Below are 16,837 nucleotides of genomic sequence, written 5' to 3'. Positions count from 1 at the left end.
TTTAACATATTAAAACAACAATTAAGGAGGTCCATATGGAGGTTACTACAATTGGTATAGATATTGCAAAAAGAATTTTTCAAATTCATGGTGTAGATAAAAATGGCAAGACAGTATTAAAGAAAAAATTGATGAGAGATCAGGTTTTGACATTTATGGCTAATTTACCACAATGTTTAGTAGGGATGGAAGCTTGTGGTGGTTCTAGTTATTGGGCAAGAGAAATAACTAAATTAGGGCATGAAGTAAAACTAATGGCACCGCAATTTGTCAAACCATATGTTAAAACTAATAAAAATGATCAAGCAGATGCTGAAGCGATATGTGAAGCCGTGACAAGACCTAATATGAGATTTGTTGCAATTAAAACTATAGAGCAACAAGAAATTTTATCAATACATAGGGTAAGAGAGAGATTGGTAAAAAATCGTACAGCACTTGCTAATGAAATTAGGGGGCTACTACATGAGTTTGGTTTTATTGTTCCTCAAGGCATTAATAAGGTTATCACAAAATTAATTGAGATTTTAGATGCAGGGAAATTAAGCCAGTTAAGTTATCAAACATTTAGTGAACTAAAAGAAGAATTCTTAGATAATAACAGAAAAATAAAAGAGATAGAAAAACGATTAACAATGATAGCAAGTAACCTAACTCAATATCAACGATTAAGAGCTATACCTGGTCTTGGTTTAATTACTGCTACTGCTTTAATAGCATCAATAGGTAATGCTACAAGTTTTGAGAATGGCAGGCAATTATCGGCATGGCTAGGATTAGTGCCAAGACAACATTCAAGTGGTGGGAAGGATAAGCTGCTGGGAATTAGCAAGCGAGGTGATGTATACTTACGCACTTTATTAATTCAAGGGGCTAGAGCTGTACTAAATGCCAAGATAAGATTTACATCGGAAGAACAGAAATCTAAAAAAGATTTTAGCCAATTTACGAAATGGATGTTTAATTTATCTGAGCGAAGTAGCCATAATAAAACGACAGTTGCCATAGCTAATAAGTTGGCAAGAGTGGTGTTTGCTGTACTAAGATCAGGAGATGATTATGTAGAGAGTAAAGTTTGTAGCTAAAGAGTGTGTAGCATAGCACTTATAAGTAAAATAAATGGTGATTTATATAATGAATAGGTAAAAGCAAAACAATATGTAAGAGATTCCAACCCGAAATATGCTTGAGATAATTAATATTGATGGTAAATAAGACAAACCTTAGCTTACAAAAAAACTGCGTTTTTCAGTGGCTCTTTTAGAAGCCGATGGACTGATAAGTATATAGTTTGTAAGCCAGCGAATTCCATCAGGGCTGTAGAATAAATTAGGTTGATTTATCAGCTATAAGCCGGATACATGACTGCATTTGTTTGTTTTTATTATTGATGTTATTTTTTTCTTGCATTCTACAGGAGGTCCATACATGAAAAAATTGGACAAAAAAATGAAGGAGTGTGTTTCCGCAATAAGTTAGAATAAATAGCAATAAACTTAAGACTGAAGTTTTGACAAAATCCTTTCCATAAGGAGAAATGTATTCCAATTTTTTTATACTTTTTTAGTAATAACAAAATTTATTTATTCTATTTGGGTACATAATGTGTCAAAAACTGTAGCAATTTTGTCTAATATTGCTGGTTTATACTTACTAATATTATTTGGTAATTCTAGCTTTTTATTAAATGAGGTTTTGGTAATTTGGTTACTTCCATCAAAACTTGATTTTATTGTAATTTCCAACTTACCGTGTTTATTACTTTTGCGTATTACTGGTGCAAATGGTTTGACCTGATGATTATTTCTAATATTTCTATGATCTGGTATCCCTCTGGATATAGACTTTTCTAATATTTCTTCAAGGGCAATTTGTGGCATAGATCTATAAACTTCACTTGGAGACAACATATTGCTATTGATTTTTTTATCCCATGCCCTTACTTTTCTTGCCTTAACTGAAGATTGTGCATGATACAATATGTTGTACGCTAGCATTACGAATAACATATAATCCTCATCTTTATTTGGATCATTCGTTTGAAATTTATCCATCAATAATTTTGACTTACCAAATTTAAAAAAATGCTCAATATCAAACCTTTGTCTATAGTATTCATATACTTCTTTACCACTGATTTTATCTTTTTGTTGGCCAGAAACACATAACCATAAATCTCTGTTATATTTCCTATTTCCTGATGCATCTAACACCTTAACCTGAATAAAATTCAGCGGTTTATCAGACATGATATGCTGTTTCTTGCCCTTGATTAGATAATTCTTAAATAGTGAAATACTAATTGATATGTCACCATTTTTTGTAGCCTTTACTACAGTTTCTTCTGTATCTGGAATCAGTAAATTATCAGAACTACTACAAGAAATCTTAGCTCCATAAGATCTTTTACGACCTCTTGTTTTTTGCTCCTCTATATATATTTTGTAAATACTGCGATTAATTCTTTGGCGGGTTATTGTTACCGTATTTGCTTCATTGTGCAGCGGGTGAATGAAAGATAGAGCGCTATAACCTGCATCACCTACTGTTATATTTAGAGCCTTTTGTGGTATTTGCTTAACAATTTTCATTATTTGTTTGCTACCTTTGCTATACTTATTCTCATCTGATTTTACTCTATTTATAGATATTGGTACAGACCATTTAGGCTGAGCACCGATGCAAACTACACTATATTCATAACCCGCAACTGGTCGGTTATTAGCATTCTGTCTAATATATGTACGATCAATTGCTTTCTTGGAATCTTTCTTGCTACTCACTGTAGTATCTATTTGCAGTAAGTTTTTACCCTCATTAATCAGTTTACTTATTAAGTATTTTTCTATATAGCTAACACGGAAATGTTTCTACCATAGATTAGGAAAAACTTAGGCATTGATCAATAATTTTATGTAAACAGTTTTTAAAGTTAGTCCAGCAATGTTTAATAGGATTTAGATCTGGTGAATATGTGAGTAAATACAAAAACTATGGTAAAAACCTTTTCGCGTTAGCTATATCTTCTCGAGTCTTAAAACGTTGCTCATCTCTTATATTTAATGATTCATCACGAGCACAGTAAAAATTCTCTATAGCTCTGTATACACTTGACCAACTACGCTGAAAATATTTATTAGTTGTTAATTCAACAACAGATCTTGCTTTAACGCTATCATTAGTTACTAGTGATAGTATTAATTCTAAAACCACATCTTGATTATAGGGGAAAATTTTTTATTTCTTGCAACATTTCTTGCATAATCATACACACTAAAAACCATTTTGTATTTGAGCGTATTTATATCATACTTTATAAGTTTGGTTATCTTTTTGTCAAAACTTCAGTTAAGAGGAAAGATGAAGAAAAATAAAGTAAAAATTTTCAGTGCTTCAGAAAAAACGGGGATAGTATTAGAATTAATAAAAGAGGAGTCGACACTTGGTCAGTTAGCTTCAAAATATGCAATAAGTGTTAAAACAATTCAAAATTGGAAAAAACAGTTTTTAGGTAATGCGGCATTAGCTTTTGAACCAGCTAAAGTTTTGAGTGAATATCAAGCACAAATAAATCATTTACAAGAGCAAAATGATGAACTTGCTAAAGCTCTTGGTAGAATCACAGTTGAGAGGGACTGGGCCGTGGGAAAGCTCAAAAGCTTGGATTTATCAAATAAAAAGAGTCTTGTACACTCCAAGCTAAATCAACTCTCAAAATCAAGACAGTGTGAACTATTAAAGATTAGTCGATCTACAGCCTACTATAAATCCAAGGAGATGAGTATAAATAAATTAAGTATTTTAAATAGAATAGATGAAATATATACAGATAATCCTGAATTTGGTTATCGCTATATTCATCAACAGTTACTAGAAGATGGTTTTATTGTCGGTAAAGATCGAGTACTGAAATATATGAGGATGATGGGTATAGAAGCTATTTACCCACATAAGAAAAAATCTACTTCTCGAAACGATAGTGAGCATAAGATCTATAGCTACTTACTTGATCAATATTGGACTAAATCTGGCTCAACAAAGCAAGTGTATGTGCCTAATGTGAATGAGGTTTGGAGTGGTGACATTACTTACATTAGAACTAATGGTGGCTTTATGTATATGGCAGCTATTATAGATTGGCATAGCAAGGCCATATTGAGCTATAAACTGTCAAATTCTATGGATGCATCTCTTGTAACTGATGTCTTGAAACAAGCTCTCAGTAAGTATAACGCTCCACAGATATTTAATAGTGATCAAGGTAGCCAATATACCAGTTATGACCACATAAATATTCTCAAGGAGCATGATATCCAAATTTCAATGAATGGCAAAGGTAGAAGTATTGATAATATAGTAATAGAAAGGTTTTTTAGAACTTTAAAATATAATTGTATCTTTATTAATGATTTTAACAATGTTAAAGAGTTAAAAGAGGGGATTGATCATTATCTGAATAAATATAATTATCACAGATTTCATTCAAGTATTGGTTATAAAAAGCCTATGAATGTATATCTGAATTATATGCAAAATTATCAGCAAATTGCTGCCTGATAATCGAAAAATTAGGAAAACATACTACTCATTTTTTTGTCTTGATTTTTCATGTATGGACCTCCTGTAGAATGCAAGAAAAAAATAACATCAATAATAAAAACAAACAAATGCAGTCATGTATCCGGCTTATAGCTGATAAATCAACCTAATTTATTCTACAGCCCTGATGGAATTCGCTGGCTTACAAACTATATACTTATCAGTCCATCGGCTTCTAAAAGAGCCACTGAAAAACGCAGTTTTTTTGTAAGCTAAGGTTTGTCTTATTTACCATCAATATTAATTATCTCAAGCATATTTCGGGTTGGAATCTCTTACATATTGTTTTGCTTTTACCTATTCATCAGGAGTTTCGCACTTAGCAAATAATATGCTAATCTAGAGAAAAATAGTTTTAGATAAAAATGACAAGATCAAAATGTAGCAAAGATTTATATAAATCATTCTTACAAGCAAGTAGTGTAAGATATACTAGCAAAGCATTATCTGAAGTAAGTCCATTAGATCTATCGCACGATAGTGCAAGTCGATGGTTAAAGAGTAAGGATTTTCGCCCTAGCGAAATCTATAGCAAAGTGTCAAAATATATTGATCTGGAAGATCCTTGTTTATTAGTGGGAGATGACACCTTATTGTCAAAGCAATACAGTAAGAGGATCGAGCTTGTAAATTATCAATATTCTGGGGCTGTACATGATGTTATACCTGGTATAGGAATGGTAAACTTACTGCATTACAATACTCAAATTGATCAATCTACTCCTGTAGATTATAGAATATATGATAAAGAAACTGATGGTAAAACAAAGAACGAGCATTTTTGTGATATGCTTACTTTAGCTAAAGAAAGAGGTATCAAGCCTGATGCTATAGTTATGGATGCTTGGTATAGTGGTTTGGATAATTTAAAACATATACGTAATTTAGGTTGGATATGGGTTACCAACCTAAGAAAAAATAGAAAAGTTAATCGTAATGTTAGCTTGGAAACTTTAGAGATTCCCGATGAAGGGCTAAAAATTCACCTACGTGGATACGGTTGGGTTACGGTATTTAAGTTTGTGGCAAAAAATGGTCGCATTGATTACATAACAACTAATTTAGAGAATCCTACACGTGAGCAAATAGAGAAAATTGTTAAGGCGCGTTGGTCTATAGAAGTTTATCATCGAGAATTGAAACAAACTTGTGGTATTGAATGCTGTCAGGCACGCACTGGTCGAGCTCAAAGAAATCATATTTGCCTTGCTGTATTGGCCTGGCTTGATATGAACAAAAGGAGGATAAATGAAAACATTACTTTATATCAACAAACTTGGGAAGTTATAAAAACATCAATTCAGAACAACATTAAATGGCTTCTAACTAATACACAATTTTGCTAAGTGCGAAACTCCTGTTCATTATATAAATCACCATTTATTTTACTTATAAGTGCTATGCTACACACTCTTTAGCTACAAACTTTACTCTCTACATAATCATCTCCTGATCTTAGTACAGCAAACACCACTCTTGCCAACTTATTAGCTATGGCAACTGTCGTTTTATTATGGCTACTTCGCTCAGATAAATTAAACATCCATTTCGTAAATTGGCTAAAATCTTTTTTAGATTTCTGTTCTTCCGATGTAAATCTTATCTTGGCATTTAGTACAGCTCTAGCCCCTTGAATTAATAAAGTGCGTAAGTATACATCACCTCGCTTGCTAATTCCCAGCAGCTTATCCTTCCCACCACTTGAATGTTGTCTTGGCACTAATCCTAGCCATGCCGATAATTGCCTGCCATTCTCAAAACTTGTAGCATTACCTATTGATGCTATTAAAGCAGTAGCAGTAATTAAACCAAGACCAGGTATAGCTCTTAATCGTTGATATTGAGTTAGGTTACTTGCTATCATTGTTAATCGTTTTTCTATCTCTTTTATTTTTCTGTTATTATCTAAGAATTCTTCTTTTAGTTCACTAAATGTTTGATAACTTAACTGGCTTAATTTCCCTGCATCTAAAATCTCAATTAATTTTGTGATAACCTTATTAATGCCTTGAGGAACAATAAAACCAAACTCATGTAGTAGCCCCCTAATTTCATTAGCAAGTGCTGTACGATTTTTTACCAATCTCTCTCTTACCCTATGTATTGATAAAATTTCTTGTTGCTCTATAGTTTTAATTGCAACAAATCTCATATTAGGTCTTGTCACGGCTTCACATATCGCTTCAGCATCTGCTTGATCATTTTTATTAGTTTTAACATATGGTTTGACAAATTGCGGTGCCATTAGTTTTACTTCATGCCCTAATTTAGTTATTTCTCTTGCCCAATAACTAGAACCACCACAAGCTTCCATCCCTACTAAACATTGTGGTAAATTAGCCATAAATGTCAAAACCTGATCTCTCATCAATTTTTTCTTTAATACTGTCTTGCCATTTTTATCTACACCATGAATTTGAAAAATTCTTTTTGCAATATCTATACCAATTGTAGTAACCTCCATATGGACCTCCTTAATTGTTGTTTTAATATGTTAAATATTAACCCTAGAAGATTAGCAACTGCTTTTCATTCTCTATATCAGGAGGTCCATACCATTAGTCCACTATCGTTTACAAAAAATGTCTAGAATCAGCAATGGCTATGTTATTGATTATAGACATATTATTGATAGTTTAGTACGTAAACCTGGAGCATTTGTTCAATATCAATATTATGAAGCTTTATTCCCACGTGCTATATTTCGTCAGGTATATGACCAGCTTATCTCTATATATCCATATAAAGGGCATAAAATATATCTTAAAATATTACAATTAGCAAAAATGTATGGAGAATTGAATGTAGTTACTGCATTAGAAGTGCTATTAGAAAAGAAGATTGAGCCAATAATTGATCATATTACAGATTTACTAAATAGCCAGACTCAAACTGTTTGTTCAGTAAAAATTAATCAACCAATACTGTCTGACTGAAGTTTTGACAAAAATTCTAATTTTTCTGACTAAAGTAAAAATTTATATTTAAAGTTAAATATTTAGTGCTTTGATCAGCTTAAAAGCGATATTTCTACAATTTAAAGTAAATTATTTGATATATAATACAAATTATAGATTGATACACTCGCCACTTTTTTTAATCTCTCAGGGTTTAATTCCCCGAAGCTCTGCTTCGTGATATCATATAGCTAACGCGAAAAGGTTTTTACCATAGTTTTTGTATTTACTCACATATTCACCAGATCTAAATCCTATTAAACATTGCTGGACTAACTTTAAAAACTGTTTACATAAAATTATTGATCAATGCCTAAGTTTTTCCTAATCTATGGTAGAAACATTTCCGTGTTAGCTATAAGAAACAACTAAAACTTTTTTAGATACCTCGTAGCTCTGCTGCGAGGAGCATCATTTAGAAAAATTTTAAAATAACAATAATTTAAAAAGTTATACACTTTTTAAGAAACAATAAGTTTTTTTTGTAATATAATAAATTAATATATATAATAATTATTATTAATCCCTGTTGGGTTAAATTCCCCGTGGCTTGCCACGATTATTTGAATCAAAGCAGGACGGTCCGCAGGAAAATTTGCCGTAAATACCCCGTAGGCTTGCCTCGGGGATAGGCGAATTTATTGATGAGATATATTATGTACCCACTTATTAGACTTAGAAGAAATAGAAAAGCTGCTTGGCTTCGTGATTTAGTTGCTGAAACTACTCTTAGAGTAGAAGATTTGGTATTACCTTTATTTGTTGTGGAAGGGCATAATCAGCGGCAAGAAATTAAAACTTTGCCAGATATATATCGCTTGTCTATAGATCAGGTGATAGAAACGGCAAGAAAAGCAGCGGATCTCGGTATTAAAGCTATAGCACTATTTCCCTGTATTGATCAAAGTTTAAAAAACAAGAATGGTGACGAAGCTTATAATCTAGATAATTTAATGTGCCGTACTATAAGAAGCATTAAAAATGCTGGTATCGATATTGGAATAATATGTGATGTTGCACTTGATCCTTATACTACGCACGGGCATGATGGCGTAATACATAACGGCGAAGTGGATAATGATAAATCAGTAAAAGCCTTATGCAACCAGGCTTTAACTCTTGCAAAAGCTGGTGTTGATATTGTTGCTCCTTCTGATATGATGGACGGTAGGATTATGGCTATAAGAGAATATCTTGATGAAGAAAGTTTTGTTAATGTAGGGATACTTGCTTATGCCGCAAAATATGCTTCAAGTTTTTACGGTTTATATCGTGATGCAGTCGGTAGTACTAAGAAAATTTATTTAGATAAGGCAAGTTATCAATTGGACATACGAAATATTAAAGAAGCAATGCTTGAGATTGAACATGATATAGCAGAAGGAGCTGATATGGTCATGGTTAAGCCCGGTATGATGTTTTTAGATGTTATCCGTGAAGCAGCTAATAACTTTAATACTAAAATCTTTGCTTATCAAATTACTGCGGAATATGCCATGTTAAAATTTGCAGCAAATGCCGGAGCTATAGATTTCGAAAAAGGTTTATTAGAATCATTCATTAGTTTTAAAAGAGCAGGGGCAAGCGGCATATTTACTTATGCAGCTCTTGAAGCAGCTGAACTATACCTTTAATATTTCAAGATTTGGCAAGCCAAATTGTGGGATTTGTCTTTGCTCACGTAGTGTATCTACGTTCCGCAGACTCACCGCTTATTTGACTTACCAACTTTTGAAGTATCTGCGGTATACTTAAGAAATAAAATGATGCTCCTCGCAGCAGAGCTACGAGGTATCTATCCAAAAAGCTTTAACTGTTTTTGTTGAAATGCTTTATACTGAAGTTTTGACAAAAATTCTAATTTTTCTGACTAAAGTAAAAATTTATATTTAAAGTTAAATATTTAGTGCCTTTATCAGCTTAAAAGCGATATTTCTACAATTTAAAGTAAATTATTTGATATATAATACAAATTATAGATTAATACACTCGCCACTTTTTTTAATCCCTGTTGGGTTAAATTCCCCGTGGCTTGCCACGATTATTTGAATCAAAGCAGGACGGTCCGCAGGAAAATTTGCCGTAAATACCCCGTAGGCTTGCCTCGGGGATAGGCAAATTTAGTTCTGCGAATTTATTAACAATTTTTTGTCAAAACTTCAGATTAATAGATAGTTTAGCTAAAAATGATAATATACCCATTAATTGGTGGTATCCTGATGGAATCCCTTTTGAATCTAGTAAATACTGTAAATTATTAGGAGAAGACTTTTATGCTTAAAAAACTATACAAATGAAAAAATAACTCTGGAAATTCTTTTAATTAACTGATATAAAATAGTTCTGCATAAATGGAGAGATGGCCGAGTGGCCGAAGGCGGCGGTTTGCTAAACCGTTATACGGGTCATACCGTATCGAGGGTTCGAATCCCTCTCTCTCCGCCAACTTAGCTATTTATTATAATGCTCAGTATATTTGTCTAGCAAAGCATAAAATGCTTTCTGAAGCAAAATAAGAATATACAAATACTATTTGAATTGTCTGGTATATTCTAAAGTGCTTAAACCTCAACAATTAGAGTAGTCTTTATTCTTAAGCAAAACAGCTACAGAAGTAGTTATTAGCTCTGCCTAAAATACTTTCTAGGCTCTGTTTCATCAATTGTGTAAATTTCGTGAGCCATTAAATCCCACCATCAAATTTGATCATAAAATGAGCCATAGCTTCATTCCAATTGGGGATAGGCATAGACCATTTTTTGGTAATATAATCAATTGTCAGATATAAAACCTTAAATACTGCGTCATCATTTGGAAAGATGCGTTTATTCTTAGTAACTTTTCTCAATTGAGTCTTTTGCAATGATTGTGACTAACGAATATTAGAATTACCCTCAACGAACATTAAAATTACCTATAAAAAAGAAGTAACTATGGACAGTAAAATCGAATAAAAATTTATTTTTAAATATTTAAATATTATTCGAGAATTACTGATGACATGTACAAAGAACCAAGTAGGTATTTTAATGCAAAAGATCAAAAAATATAATCAGATAATTTCTGCTGCAAAAGCAGGTATGAGTGTAAAAACGGCACGTAAGTATTTACGTATTAATAAGTATCCAAGCGAATTACGCACAATACGTAAATATAGGACACGTAAGGATCCATTTGTGAAGCACTGGGATGAAATAGAATCAATGCTAGAATCAGCACCGGAGTTGCAAGCAACTACCATATTAGCATATTTGACAGAAAAGTATCATGGGAATTATAATGGGAAGCAATTACGCTGTTTGCAGAAAAGGTTGAAACAATGGAGAGCTGCACATGGTAAGGATAAGACAGTAATCTTTTTACAAAATATTCTTCCTGGCAAACAGAGTCAGTCTGATTAGACCAATATGAATCAATTGGGTATTTGTATTGGTGGGCAACCATATCCTCACTTACTATTTCATTTTATGTTGCCTTATTCATGTTGGGAAACTTTTAGCATATGCCATAGTGAAAGTTTTGATACATTAGCATCAGGGTTTGAAAAAGCTGTATGGGAGTTAGGTGGAGTTTTACCAGAGCATCGTACAGATAATTTAAGGGCAGCTACCAAGCAATGTGGTAATAGTAGACAATTTACAGAAAGATGGCAAGAATTGCTTGGTTATTACAATGTTGCACCATCGCGAAATAATCCAGGCGTCAGTCATGAAAATGGTTCTGTTGAAAAAAGTCATGATACATTTAAGCAAGCAGTGAATCAACATCTGCTATTACGTGGATCACGTAATTTTGTTGATTTAAAAGCTTATGAATTATTCCTTACACAAATTAAAGAAAAGCGAAATAGCTGTAGAAAAGAAAAATTAGCTGAAGAATTAGTTCATTTCAAAGAGTTACCAATCAGGAAATGGAATGCACCTACAATATTATCAGTACGTGTTAATCCAAGCAGTACAGTTAGTATTTTATCTGTAGCTTATTCTGTGCCTAGTCGCTTAATACTGAAGTTTTGACAAAAAGATAACCAAACTTATAAAGTATGACAGGAGTTTCGCACTTAGCAAATAATATGCTAATCTAGAGAAAAATAGTTTTAGATAAAAATGACAAGATCAAAATGTAGCAAAGATTTATATAAATCATTCTTACAAGCAAGTAGTGTAAGATATACTAGCAAAGCATTATCTGAAGTAAGTCCATTAGATCTATCGCACGATAGTGCAAGTCGATGGTTAAAGAGTAAGGATTTTCGCCCTAGCGAAATCTATAGCAAAGTGTCAAAATATATTGATCTGGAAGATCCTTGTTTATTAGTGGGAGATGACACCTTATTGTCAAAGCAATACAGTAAGAGGATCGAGCTTGTAAATTATCAATATTCTGGGGCTGTACATGATGTTATACCTGGTATAGGAATGGTAAACTTACTGCATTACAATACTCAAATTGATCAATCTACTCCTGTAGATTATAGAATATATGATAAAGAAACTGATGGTAAAACAAAGAACGAGCATTTTTGTGATATGCTTACTTTAGCTAAAGAAAGAGGTATCAAGCCTGATGCTATAGTTATGGATGCTTGGTATAGTGGTTTGGATAATTTAAAACATATACGTAATTTAGGTTGGATATGGGTTACCAACCTAAGAAAAAATAGAAAAGTTAATCGTAATGTTAGCTTGGAAACTTTAGAGATTCCCGATGAAGGGCTAAAAATTCACCTACGTGGATACGGTTGGGTTACGGTATTTAAGTTTGTGGCAAAAAATGGTCGCATTGATTACATAACAACTAATTTAGAGAATCCTACACGTGAGCAAATAGAGAAAATTGTTAAGGCGCGTTGGTCTATAGAAGTTTATCATCGAGAATTGAAACAAACTTGTGGTATTGAATGCTGTCAGGCACGCACGGGTCGAGCTCAAAGAAATCATATTTGCCTTGCTGTATTGGCCTGGCTTGATATGAACAAAAGGAGGATAAATGAAAACATTACTTTATATCAACAAACTTGGGAAGTTATAAAAACATCAATTCAGAACAACATTAAATGGCTTCTAACTAATACACAATTTTGCTAAGTGCGAAACTCCTGTATGATATAAATACGCTCAAATACAAAATGGTTTTTAGTGTGTATGATTATGCAAGAAATGTTGCAAGAAATAAAAAATTTTCCCCTATAATCAAGATGTGGTTTTAGAATTAATACTATCACTAGTAACTAATGATAGCGTTAAAGCAAGATCTGTTGTTGAATTAACAACTAATAGATATTTTCAGCGTAGTTGGTCAAGTGTATACAGAGCTATAGAGAATTTTTACTGTGCTCGTGATGAATCATTAAATATAAGAGATGAGCAACGTTTTAAGACTCGAGAAGATATAGAAAAATACTTAATAAGTAAACTGATTAATGAGGGTAAAAACTTACTGCAAATAGATACTACAGTGAGTAGCAAGAAAGATTCCAAGAAAGCAATTGATCGTACATATATTAGACAGAATGCTAATAACCGACCAGTTGCGGGTTATGAATATAGTGTAGTTTGCATCGGTGCTCAGCCTAAATGGTCTGTACCAATATCTATAAATAGAGTAAAATCAGATGAGAATAAGTATAGCAAAGGTAGCAAACAAATAATGAAAATTGTTAAGCAAATACCACAAAAGGCTCTAAATATAACAGTAGGTGATGCAGGTTATAGCGCTCTATCTTTCATTCACCCGCTGCACAATGAAGCAAATACGGTAACAATAACCCGCCAAAGAATTAATCGCAGTATTTACAAAATATATATAGAGGAGCAAAAAACAAGAGGTCGTAAAAGATCTTATGGAGCTAAGATTTCTTGTAGTAGTTCTGATAATTTACTGATTCCAGATACAGAAGAAACTGTAGTAAAGGCTACAAAAAATGGTGACATATCAATTAGTATTTCACTATTTAAGAATTATCTAATCAAGGGCAAGAAACAGCATATCATGTCTGATAAACCGCTGAATTTTATTCAGGTTAAGGTGTTAGATGCATCAGGAAATAGGAAATATAACAGAGATTTATGGTTATGTGTTTCTGGCCAACAAAAAGATAAAATCAGTGGTAAAGAAGTATATGAATACTATAGACAAAGGTTTGATATTGAGCATTTTTTTAAATTTGGTAAGTCAAAATTATTGATGGATAAATTTCAAACGAATGATCCAAATAAAGATGAGGATTATATGTTATTCGTAATGCTAGCGTACAACATATTGTATCATGCACAATCTTCAGTTAAGGCAAGAAAAGTAAGGGCATGGGATAAAAAAATCAATAGCAATATGTTGTCTCCAAGTGAAGTTTATAGATCTATGCCACAAATTGCCCTTGAAGAAATATTAGAAAAGTCTATATCCAGAGGGATACCAGATCATAGAAATATTAGAAATAATCATCAGGTCAAACCATTTGCACCAGTAATACGCAAAAGTAATAAACACGGTAAGTTGGAAATTACAATAAAATCAAGTTTTGATGGAAGTAACCAAATTACCAAAACCTCATTTAATAAAAAGCTAGAATTACCAAATAATATTAGTAAGTATAAACCAGCAATATTAGACAAAATTGCTACAGTTTTTGACACATTATGTACCCAAATAGAATAAATAAATTTTGTTATTACTAAAAAAGTATAAAAAAATTGGAATACATTTCTCCTTATGGAAAGGATTTTGTCAAAACTTCAGTTAATAGGTTATACTTTAAAAGCTTATATTTATTCTGAAGAAATAGAGCTTTACTATGGTAACAAATGTTTACAAAAAATGTCTAGAATCAGCAATGGCTATGTTATTGATTATAGACATATTATTGATAGTTTAGTACGTAAACCTGGAGCATTTGTTCAATATCAATATTATGAAGCTTTATTCCCACGTGCTATATTTCGTCAGGTATATGACCAGCTTATCTCTATATATCCATATAAAGGGCATAAAATATATCTTAAAATATTACAATTAGCAAAAATGTATGGAGAATTGAATGTAGTTACTGCATTAGAAGTGCTATTAGAAAAGAAGATTGAGCCAATAATTGATCATATTACAGATTTACTAAATAGCCAGACTCAAACTGTTTGTTCAGTAAAAATTAATCAACCAATACTGTCTGAATATGATCAATTACATTGCTTTAAAACAATGGAGGTTGCATGAGTAAACAGATAATAACTCCGCAACCGCTAAATAATTTACTCAAGAACCTTTGCTTACCTACTTTTGCATCGTGCTATAAATCAGTTGCAGAAAGCTTTGAGCAAGAAAAGAAAACATATATAGATTATCTACAGGAGTTAGCCATACGTGAGTTAGAACATAGACAACAACAACGTATTGCCAGATTGCTGAAGCAAGCAAAACTCTCTCGAGATAAGTTATTAAGCAACTTTGATATTAAGCGTATCCCAGGATTATCGCCAACTAAGATCCAATATCTTGCACAAGGAGAATTTATGGATCGCTATGAAAATATACTTATTTTTGGTAATCCTGGCACTGGCAAAAGTCATCTTAGTATAGGTTTAGCACGTGAGTGGTGTCTTGCTGGTAGACGTGTATTATATACAACAGCAGCTAATTTGGTTCAACAATTACTAGAAGCAAAGCTTAGTTTAAAACTTAAGCAAATTATTAAAAAATTCGATTATTTTGAAATATTGATAATTGATGATATATCATATGTACCATATAATCGTGAAGAAACTGATGTTTTATTTACCTTATTAGCTGAACGTTATGAAATGCGTAGTGTATTAATTACTAGCAATTTAGTTTTTGCAAAATGGAATACTATTTTTAAAGATGAAATGACTACGTCAGCAGTTATTGACAGATTGGTTCACCATTCTTCAATTCTTGAACTCAATACTGAAAGTTATAGAATCGCTACAGCTAAAGGCAAAAAATTAACTATAAAATCGGAGGATAATAATGTAACACTTTAGACAATATTTTTTACTCAAAAATGGGTAATTTTAATATTCGTCATGGGTAATTCTAATGTTCGTTCATCACCTAACAAACCTGCTATATCTCAAAATTAGCTAATCCAGAATGCAGGTTATGAGGATGATGGGTATAGAAGCTATTTACCCACATAAGAAAAAATCTACTTCTCGAAACGATAGTGAGCATAAGATCTATAGCTACTTACTTGATCAATATTGGACTAAATCTGGCTCAACAAAGCAAGTGTATGTGCCTAATGTGAATGAGGTTTGGAGTGGTGACATTACTTACATTAGAACTAATGGTGGCTTTATGTATATGGCAGCTATTATAGATTGGCATAGCAAGGCCATATTGAGCTATAAACTGTCAAATTCTATGGATGCATCTCTTGTAACTGATGTCTTGAAACAAGCTCTCAGTAAGTATAACGCTCCACAGATATTTAATTCTCTCAGGGTTTAATTCCCCGAAGCTCTGCTTCGTGATATACTACTTGAATGGAAGAAAGCAGTTATATACATAAGAGTCATAATGTCACAGTACTAATATATCATTTAGTAACGCCGGCAAAGTATAGAAGAGTAATATTCAATCAAGAACTAGATGATTATTTGTGTAAAATTTGTGAGCACATAGAAGATCGTTATGAAATTAGATTTTTAGAAATAGGAGTAGATAAAGATCACGTACATTTTTTATTACAGTCAATACCAATGTATAGCCCAACAAAAATAACTCAAATCATAAAAAGTATTACTTCTAAGAAAATGTTTGAGAAATATCCAAATCTTAAAGAAAAATTATGGGGAAGTGAGTTTTGGAGTAAAGGATATTTTATGAGCACAGTAGGTAAACATGGTGATGAGCAGAAATTACGTAATTATGTACAGAATCAAGGTTCAGGCAAACCTTCTTATAAAGCATTTCAACAAAAACAGTTAAAGCTTTTTGGATAGATACCTCGTAGCTCTGCTGCGAGGAGCATCATAAAGCAGAGATTATAGCTGTTAAAATAACAAAAGCAAATAGAGCTGATTTATCTGTTCTTGAATCTATAACTCAGAAGATAACAGGTAAGGTATTTGGTGATAAAGCATATATTTGTAAAGAGTTATGGTTTAAACTCTATTCTAGAAATTTAAGAATGATAACTAATATTCGCAAGGATATGAAGAATTATTTAGTCTATCCGCCAAAAACACTTCAAATCCTGATCATTTGTAATGGGATAGAGTTTTGACAACAAATTGCTAAGATTTTCAATAAAAATTAATAAG

17 protein-coding genes, 1 tRNA gene and 1 pseudogene are annotated in these 16,837 nt (G+C 32.3%); 15 read left to right on the top strand and 4 right to left on the bottom strand.

The features are described 5' to 3' along the window. The first annotated feature begins 35 nt into the window (after positions 1-35). Positions 36-1,085: an IS110 family RNA-guided transposase gene (locus tag AAHI98_RS12740; protein ID WP_342224642.1), complete on the top strand. Its 1,050-nt coding sequence runs from the start codon at positions 36-38 to the stop codon at positions 1,083-1,085. A gap of 498 nt (positions 1,086-1,583) precedes the next feature. Here AAHI98_RS12740 and AAHI98_RS12735 read toward each other — a convergent pair whose 3' ends face one another. Together AAHI98_RS12735 and AAHI98_RS12730 are read right to left on the bottom strand one after the other, a co-directional pair. After that, positions 1,584-2,783 (bottom strand): transposase, encoded by a 1,200-nt coding sequence (locus AAHI98_RS12735; RefSeq protein ID WP_342226020.1) that lies wholly within the window; start codon positions 2,781-2,783, stop codon positions 1,584-1,586. Between the two features lie 208 nt (positions 2,784-2,991). Next, positions 2,992-3,213, bottom strand: a complete 222-nt coding sequence (locus tag AAHI98_RS12730; protein ID WP_342226019.1) for a hypothetical protein — start codon at positions 3,211-3,213, stop codon at positions 2,992-2,994. A gap of 147 nt (positions 3,214-3,360) precedes the next feature. Here AAHI98_RS12730 and AAHI98_RS12725 point away from each other — a divergent pair, with 147 nt between their 5' ends. Together AAHI98_RS12725 and AAHI98_RS12720 are read left to right on the top strand one after the other, a co-directional pair. Beyond that, the gene (locus AAHI98_RS12725; RefSeq protein WP_342224870.1) at positions 3,361-4,557 is read left to right on the top strand and encodes an IS3 family transposase; all 1,197 of its coding nucleotides are present in this window, start codon (positions 3,361-3,363) and stop codon (positions 4,555-4,557) included. A 407-nt stretch (positions 4,558-4,964) separates the two neighbouring features. Next, positions 4,965-5,945, top strand: coding sequence for an IS701 family transposase (locus AAHI98_RS12720; RefSeq protein WP_342224656.1), 981 nt, complete (start codon positions 4,965-4,967; stop codon positions 5,943-5,945). A gap of 68 nt (positions 5,946-6,013) precedes the next feature. Here the strand turns inward: AAHI98_RS12720 and AAHI98_RS12715 are convergent, their stop codons facing one another. Continuing rightward, positions 6,014-7,063 carry an IS110 family RNA-guided transposase gene (locus tag AAHI98_RS12715; RefSeq protein WP_342224642.1) on the bottom strand — a complete coding sequence of 350 codons (1,050 nt, stop codon included), beginning with the start codon at positions 7,061-7,063 and terminating at the stop codon, positions 6,014-6,016. Positions 7,064-7,181: 118 nt separating this feature from the next. On the opposite strand from AAHI98_RS12715, the gene AAHI98_RS12710 reads away from it, so the two are divergent. From AAHI98_RS12710 to AAHI98_RS12700, 3 genes are all read left to right on the top strand, one after another. Continuing rightward, positions 7,182-7,535 carry an integrase gene (locus tag AAHI98_RS12710; protein WP_342226018.1) on the top strand — a complete coding sequence of 118 codons (354 nt, stop codon included), beginning with the start codon at positions 7,182-7,184 and terminating at the stop codon, positions 7,533-7,535. A 677-nt stretch (positions 7,536-8,212) separates the two neighbouring features. Further along, positions 8,213-9,190, top strand: coding sequence for a porphobilinogen synthase (gene hemB, locus AAHI98_RS12705; RefSeq protein ID WP_342226214.1), 978 nt, complete (start codon positions 8,213-8,215; stop codon positions 9,188-9,190). A 719-nt stretch (positions 9,191-9,909) separates the two neighbouring features. After that, positions 9,910-10,001 (top strand) — tRNA-Ser (locus AAHI98_RS12700). 238 nt (positions 10,002-10,239) lie between these two features. Here AAHI98_RS12700 and AAHI98_RS12695 read toward each other — a convergent pair. After that, a pseudogene (locus tag AAHI98_RS12695) lies at positions 10,240-10,410 on the bottom strand (IS256 family transposase); the annotation flags it as partial. Positions 10,411-10,552: 142 nt separating this feature from the next. Here AAHI98_RS12695 and AAHI98_RS12690 point away from each other — a divergent pair. The 9 genes from AAHI98_RS12690 to AAHI98_RS18250 all read left to right on the top strand — a co-directional run bounded on the left by AAHI98_RS12690 (position 10,553) and on the right by AAHI98_RS18250 (position 16,800). Then, on the top strand, positions 10,553-10,957 hold the full coding sequence (locus AAHI98_RS12690; protein WP_342226016.1) for a hypothetical protein: 405 nt from the start codon (positions 10,553-10,555) through the stop codon (positions 10,955-10,957). 6 nt (positions 10,958-10,963) lie between these two features. Continuing rightward, positions 10,964-11,572 carry a hypothetical protein gene (locus AAHI98_RS12685; protein WP_342226015.1) on the top strand — a complete coding sequence of 203 codons (609 nt, stop codon included), beginning with the start codon at positions 10,964-10,966 and terminating at the stop codon, positions 11,570-11,572. Positions 11,573-11,662: 90 nt separating this feature from the next. Next, complete coding sequence (locus tag AAHI98_RS12680; RefSeq protein ID WP_342224656.1) at positions 11,663-12,643, top strand: IS701 family transposase; 981 nt, start codon at positions 11,663-11,665, stop codon at positions 12,641-12,643. 112 nt (positions 12,644-12,755) lie between these two features. After that, positions 12,756-14,213 carry a transposase gene (locus AAHI98_RS12675; protein ID WP_342226014.1) on the top strand — a complete coding sequence of 486 codons (1,458 nt, stop codon included), beginning with the start codon at positions 12,756-12,758 and terminating at the stop codon, positions 14,211-14,213. Between the two features lie 66 nt (positions 14,214-14,279). Continuing rightward, entirely contained in the window at positions 14,280-14,765 is a 486-nt protein-coding gene (locus AAHI98_RS12670; protein WP_342226013.1) for an integrase, read from the top strand. Beyond that, positions 14,762-15,553: an IS21-like element helper ATPase IstB gene (istB, locus tag AAHI98_RS12665; protein ID WP_342225796.1), complete on the top strand. Its 792-nt coding sequence runs from the start codon at positions 14,762-14,764 to the stop codon at positions 15,551-15,553. Before AAHI98_RS12670 ends, istB begins: the two co-directional genes overlap by 4 nt. A gap of 109 nt (positions 15,554-15,662) precedes the next feature. Then, positions 15,663-16,022, top strand: coding sequence for a DDE-type integrase/transposase/recombinase (locus tag AAHI98_RS12660; RefSeq protein ID WP_342226012.1), 360 nt, complete (start codon positions 15,663-15,665; stop codon positions 16,020-16,022). A gap of 35 nt (positions 16,023-16,057) precedes the next feature. Next, complete coding sequence (tnpA, locus tag AAHI98_RS12655; protein WP_342224823.1) at positions 16,058-16,516, top strand: IS200/IS605 family transposase; 459 nt, start codon at positions 16,058-16,060, stop codon at positions 16,514-16,516. Between the two features lie 41 nt (positions 16,517-16,557). Next, the gene (locus AAHI98_RS18250; RefSeq protein ID WP_410526258.1) at positions 16,558-16,800 is read left to right on the top strand and encodes a transposase; all 243 of its coding nucleotides are present in this window, start codon (positions 16,558-16,560) and stop codon (positions 16,798-16,800) included. The last annotated feature ends 37 nt before the right edge of the window (positions 16,801-16,837 follow it).

This window comes from Rickettsia endosymbiont of Urophora cardui (assembly GCF_964030725.1).
Lineage (GTDB): Bacteria > Pseudomonadota > Alphaproteobacteria > Rickettsiales > Rickettsiaceae > Rickettsia.
The sequence above is the reverse complement of the archived record's forward strand: the minus strand, read 5'-3'. Positions and strand labels throughout refer to the sequence as shown.

Coding starts and splice junctions, on each gene's coding strand:
- AAHI98_RS12740 (WP_342224642.1), top strand. CDS start 36: ATGGAGGTTACTACAATTGGTATAGATATTGCAAAAAGAATTTTTCAA.
- AAHI98_RS12725 (WP_342224870.1), top strand. CDS start 3,361: ATGAAGAAAAATAAAGTAAAAATTTTCAGTGCTTCAGAAAAAACGGGG.
- AAHI98_RS12720 (WP_342224656.1), top strand. CDS start 4,965: ATGACAAGATCAAAATGTAGCAAAGATTTATATAAATCATTCTTACAA.
- AAHI98_RS12715 (WP_342224642.1), bottom strand. CDS start 7,063: ATGGAGGTTACTACAATTGGTATAGATATTGCAAAAAGAATTTTTCAA.
- AAHI98_RS12710 (WP_342226018.1), top strand. CDS start 7,182: ATGTCTAGAATCAGCAATGGCTATGTTATTGATTATAGACATATTATT.
- hemB (WP_342226214.1), top strand. CDS start 8,213: ATGTACCCACTTATTAGACTTAGAAGAAATAGAAAAGCTGCTTGGCTT.
- AAHI98_RS12690 (WP_342226016.1), top strand. CDS start 10,553: ATGACATGTACAAAGAACCAAGTAGGTATTTTAATGCAAAAGATCAAA.
- AAHI98_RS12685 (WP_342226015.1), top strand. CDS start 10,964: ATGAATCAATTGGGTATTTGTATTGGTGGGCAACCATATCCTCACTTA.
- AAHI98_RS12680 (WP_342224656.1), top strand. CDS start 11,663: ATGACAAGATCAAAATGTAGCAAAGATTTATATAAATCATTCTTACAA.
- istB (WP_342225796.1), top strand. CDS start 14,762: ATGAGTAAACAGATAATAACTCCGCAACCGCTAAATAATTTACTCAAG.
- AAHI98_RS12660 (WP_342226012.1), top strand. CDS start 15,663: ATGCAGGTTATGAGGATGATGGGTATAGAAGCTATTTACCCACATAAG.
- tnpA (WP_342224823.1), top strand. CDS start 16,058: ATGGAAGAAAGCAGTTATATACATAAGAGTCATAATGTCACAGTACTA.